The following is a 4,836-nucleotide window of genomic DNA, read 5'->3' as shown; positions in this document are numbered from 1 at the left end:
CGGGGGCCACGGCCGCTCCGGCGGTGGCGGCGATCGCACCCCCAACCTTGAGCGCAGGCATCGCATCGATCCAGCCGGCCACCGGTGCCGTGGTCGGAGTGGCCCACCCGGTGATCGTCACCTTCACCAACCCGGTGGCCGACCGTGCCGCGGCCGAGCGCGCCATCGAAGTCAGTGCGCCCAACCACATCACCGGCAGCTTCGACTGGCCGCAGCCAAACGTGGTCGAGTGGAAGCCGAACGGCTACTGGCCGGCGCACAGCCATGTCGGTGTCCACGTGCACGCGCTGTCCACCGGTTTCGAGACCGGCGACGAGGTGGTCGGCACCGCCAGCATTTCCGCGCACACTTTCACGGTCACGCAGAACGGCGAAGTGTTGCGCAGGATGCCGGCGTCGCTGGGCAAGCCCAGCCGTCCGACACCGATCGGAGATTTCTCCGCGCTGTCCAAAGAGCGCACGGTCGTGATGGATTCGAGGACCATCGGCATTCCACTCGAGTCGTCCGAGGGGTACAAGATCACCGCCCAATACGCCGTCCGGGTCACCTGGAGCGGCGTGTACGTGCACTCGGCCCCGTGGTCGGTGGACTCGCAGGGCTACGCGAACGTCAGCCACGGCTGCATCAACCTCAGCCCGGACAACGCCGCGTGGTATTTCGACACCGTCCACATCGGCGACCCGATCAACGTGGTGGCCTAGGAGCGGGTTTGCCGACGCCGGAATAGTTCCGCGCGGGACCGATGTTGGCGCCTGCATGGCAAAGACACGAACACGAGCGGTCCGGTTCGATGGTTACGGCGGCCCTGACGTCCTGTACGTCACCGATATCGACAGGCCGGTCCCGGCCCCCGGCGAGGTGCTCGTCGAGGTTCGGGCCGCCGGCATCAACCCAGGCGAAGCGGGTATCCGTTCCGGCGCCCTGCACGAGCAATTCCCGGCCACGTTCCCATCCGGCGAAGGCAGTGATCTGGCCGGCGTCGTGCTCGAAGTAGGCGACGGTGTCGACGATTTCGCCGTCGGCGACGAGGTACTCGGGTTCAGCTTCCAGCGATCCAGCCACGCCACCCATACGACCGTCCCGATCGACCAGCTGATTCACAAGCCGGCCCAATTGAGTTGGGAGGTAGCGGGTTCGCTGTATGTCGTGGGCGCCACCGCGTACGCCGCGGTCAACGCGGTGGCACCGCAGCAGGGCGAGACGGTGGCGGTGTCGGCGGCCGCCGGCGGCGTCGGCAGCCTGGTGGTGCAGTTGCTGGCATTGCGCGGCGTGCGGGTGCTGGGCATTGCGTCGGCGGGCAACGCGCGGTGGCTGCGCGAGCACGGCGTCGAACCGGTCGAGTACGGCGACGGATTGGCCGACCGTCTGCGACGCGCCGCGCCGGACGGTGTCGACGCGTTCATTGACCTGTTCGGTCCGGACTACGTGCAGCTGGCCGTCGACCTGGGCGTGCCGGTGCAGCGGATCAACACGATCATCTCGTTCGCCAAGGCCGCCGAGGTCGGCGCAAAGGCCGAAGGCAGTGCCGAAGCGTCGACAACGGCGGTCCTGCAACAGATTGCCGACCTGGTTGCGTCGGGCGCAGTGGACTTCGACGTCGCCAAGACCTACCCGTTGGACCGCGTCGTGGACGCCTACACCGAACTCGAGCAACGCCATACCCACGGCAAGATCGTTCTGCTTCCGCAGCAGGCCGGATGAGGTCAGGGCTCGCCGGCGTTCGGGTCCTCGATGCTGATGCGGGCTGACGGGTCAGTGCGGTTGCTTCAGCGACTGCTCGAGCCACGGCGTCAACCACTGCACGCCCTCCTCGGTCAGGTGGACGCCGTCACTACGGACATGGATACCGTCGACGTCAGCGGTGTAGGTTCCGGCCGGACACAGCTTCTTTCTGAGATCGAGGATGCGAACGTCCGGGCGATTGCCAATGGTTTTGCCCAGCATGGTGTTCCATTCGTCCACCCGTTGGGGCTGATCCTCGGGATACAGGCTGCCGTCCGGCCGTTCGGCGCGCCTGCTGTAGGGCAGGTTTGCGACGGTCAGCGGCGCACCGCTGAAGCTGAGGATGTCGATTGCGCGCCGCAACTCGGCGCTGATGTAGGAGTCGAACGCGGGATCCCCGATGTGGGTCCACCGTCCCTCGTTGACCCGGTTGACCGTCTCCCAGCGGCCGATGACCAATAGCACAGCGTCGGGTTGGTCGGCGGCGATCTGCGATGTCCAACGGCCCGGCCATGCTTCGCATTCGCTCTTCTGGTCCAGCGTCTGGCCGAGGTAGCTGTACGGCCCGCCGCGCACCAGGCTGCAGCCGACCACGGTGTGGTCGAGGAACTGGAACCCCGGTGTCGGCGGCAGGAAGTGCATCATCGTCCAGCCGATCGAGTCGCCGAACACCGACACGGTGAACGGACGCCGGGGGTCTCGCTTGGTGCGCGACCGGGCGGGCCGCACTCCGTCCGGCGTCGACGGCGACACCACGGCGACCGGCGAGACACCGGGCGGCAGGCTGGCGTCCAGGGCGCTGACGCCGTGCTTCGGCACCACCGGGACCACCAGCAGCGTCACGGCCGCGGCCGTCGCGGCGGTGGCGCCGGCCAGCGGCAGCAGCGGCACCCGCACCGGGCGCCACTTTCGGACCGGCTGCTCGATCGCCCACCACGACACCACCGCGACCGCCAGCGTGGCGGCGCAGCGGAGGGCGAACAGCGACAGCCCGTGCCACCCGGTCCGCTGACCGTTGAGCAACAGAAAGATCGGCCAGTGCCACAGGTAGACGCCGTAGGAGATGCGGCCGAGCCAGGCCAGCGGACCCCAGCCCAGCACAGCGGCAACGGGTCCGCGCTGTTCGAGGGCCACCGGTGCGATCACCAGCACCGCCGCGACGGCGACCGCGATCAGCAGGCCGGCGCGGAACTCGCGGGCGCTGCCGGTGGCGACGTGCACGGCCACCCCGAGCAGCGCCAGGCCGAGCACCGGCAGCGACCGGGCGATCCACTTGCCGGTTCGGGAGCGGGTCAACGACCAGCCACGGTTCAGCGCGGGCCAGTCGCTGACCAGCAGCGCGGAGGCCGCCGCCCCCACCAGCAATGCCTGTGCGCGGGTGTCGGTGCCGAAGTAGACCCGGTCGCGGGTGGCGTTGGATGCCAGCAGGATGGCGGTCGCGGCGGACCCCAGCGCTCCGAGGGTGGCCAGCACGAACACCGTCAGCCGGACGGCGCCGACGGAGGCGCTGGCCTCGCGGCGACGCGCGCGGGCCGCCAGCCCCACGGCGACCGCGACCAGCACCAGCGGCCAGACGATGTAGTACTGCTCCTCCACGCCGAGCGACCAGGCGTGCTGCAGGGGCGACGCCGGGGTGCCCTGGGCGAAGTAGCCGGTCTTATCGGCGACGAACATCCAGTTCGCCACCCAGAAGAATGCGGCGACAGCGTCGTTGCGCAGGCTGGCAACCGCCTCGGGGGCGAAGAACTGGCGGCCGACGGCGACGGTCAGCACCATCAAGACCAGCGCGGGCAGCAGCCGGCGGGCGCGGCGGATCCAGAAGTTGGCCACGTCGATCCGGCCGGTGCGACCCATTTCGTCCAGCAACAACGAGGTGATCAGGAAACCGCTGAGCACGAAGAACACGTCGACGCCCAGGAATCCGCCGGACATACCGGGAATGCCGCCGTGATCGGCGAGCACCAGACCGACCGCCACTGCCCGCAGGCCATCCAGCGCGCGAATCCCCGGACGCCGTTCGTCGCCGTCGTTGCCGGGCCTGCGAGTGGGGCGGCTTGCCTGCGGCGGGGCAACCCACCGTGGCTTCCGAGCAGAATGAACCGGCACGGGATAAGCCCCGGCCGGTTCCATGTTCACCTCTCCAGCGCGTCGGCCAGTTTCCTGGTCGACGGCTTTTTTGGCGCCGATACTCGGTTACTCCTCCCTGCTTGGTGCAGGCGTCAGTTTAGGTGCGGGGCGGCCCGCCCCGCGGGAGACACGGCGCGGTGGGCCCGCGAAATATGCTGCCGCGCGCCAACTCCGCGCTACGCCGAGCCGTGCGCGACGACCTCGGCCTTGGCCGGGCGTCTCTCTCGGTGGGAAACCCAGACAACCGCACATCATCAGCAATCGCGGACTCATAGCCAGAACCACGCAGACGCTGCCGCGAAATACAGCCAGGCTGATGCCGACGAGCGATGCCGGCCACGGCGGGCAGCATCGCAGGCGGGTTTGCGGGGCCGTGGTCGGCGCTGAGCGAGGCGCCGCCACGGGGGCGCCGATCGGCAGCGTCGTTCCTGGCATCGGTACTGCTGCTGGCGCGGCAGTCGGCGCAATAGCAGGCGGTCTGGCCGGTGATGAGGTGGGCAAGGCCGTCGGCCATGAGATCTCGGGAAGGGATCCACGCGGCAGCGAAAGGGCTCCATGATTTCTTCGATGAGCGCAGCATCGTCGCATCCCGTCAACGACTCCTACGTGGCGATCGCGCTGCTAATCACCGTCGGCACCGGGAGCTTCGTCGACCCCAACAAGGGCACGTTCTACAAATGGCTGTATTGGCTGATCGTCCCGCTGGCTGGCGTCGCACTGCTGGTAGCGGCGACGAAAAGCATCCTTGCGGGGTTGGCGCTGGGATCCGTGGTTTTCGTGATTCTCGCGGCCGGATACGTCCGGTACAACTTCGACAAAAGGTAGTGGGCAGGTTGGACAGGGCGACAGCCAGAGTTGTGACGACGGGAGTAACAGCCGCAATCCTTTTCCCGCCCGCATCTGCCAGTAGTGCCCGGCGAGCGGCTGCGCCAGCAACTGGCCGTTCAACCGCGAGTGACGCCGAGTCCGTCAGCCAATGCTCGTCGT

General features: G+C 68.4%; 4 protein-coding genes. 3 read left to right on the top strand and 1 reads right to left on the bottom strand.

Features of this window, described 5'->3' with window-relative positions:
* Together AC2VOG_RS08865 and AC2VOG_RS08860 are read left to right on the top strand one after the other, a co-directional pair.
* The coding region (locus tag AC2VOG_RS08865; RefSeq protein ID WP_486939542.1) for a L,D-transpeptidase at positions 1 to 701 on the top strand (701 nt) is incomplete at its 5' end.
* A 55-nt stretch (positions 702 to 756) separates the two neighbouring features.
* Positions 757 to 1,701 carry an NADP-dependent oxidoreductase gene (locus AC2VOG_RS08860; RefSeq protein WP_486939541.1) on the top strand — a complete coding sequence of 315 codons (945 nt, stop codon included), beginning with the start codon at positions 757 to 759 and terminating at the stop codon, positions 1,699 to 1,701.
* Positions 1,702 to 1,752: 51 nt separating this feature from the next.
* Here the strand turns inward: AC2VOG_RS08860 and AC2VOG_RS08855 are convergent, their stop codons facing one another.
* Positions 1,753 to 3,828 (bottom strand): acyltransferase family protein, encoded by a 2,076-nt coding sequence (locus tag AC2VOG_RS08855; RefSeq protein ID WP_486939540.1) that lies wholly within the window; start codon positions 3,826 to 3,828, stop codon positions 1,753 to 1,755.
* A gap of 588 nt (positions 3,829 to 4,416) precedes the next feature.
* Between AC2VOG_RS08855 and AC2VOG_RS08850 the strand changes: the two genes are divergently transcribed.
* Positions 4,417 to 4,674, top strand: a complete 258-nt coding sequence (locus tag AC2VOG_RS08850) for a hypothetical protein (RefSeq protein WP_486939539.1) — start codon at positions 4,417 to 4,419, stop codon at positions 4,672 to 4,674.
* Positions 4,675 to 4,836: the final 162 nt, after the last annotated feature.

The organism is Mycobacterium sp. TH-M11, from assembly GCF_057473725.1.
The sequence above is the reverse complement of the archived record's forward strand: the minus strand, read 5'-3'. Positions and strand labels throughout refer to the sequence as shown.

Bases quoted from the DNA above. Each gene is read 5' to 3' on its own strand.
- AC2VOG_RS08860 (WP_486939541.1), top strand. From the start codon at position 757: ATGGCAAAGACACGAACACGAGCGGTCCGGTTCGATGGTTACGGCGGC.
- AC2VOG_RS08850 (WP_486939539.1), top strand. From the start codon at position 4,417: ATGAGCGCAGCATCGTCGCATCCCGTCAACGACTCCTACGTGGCGATC.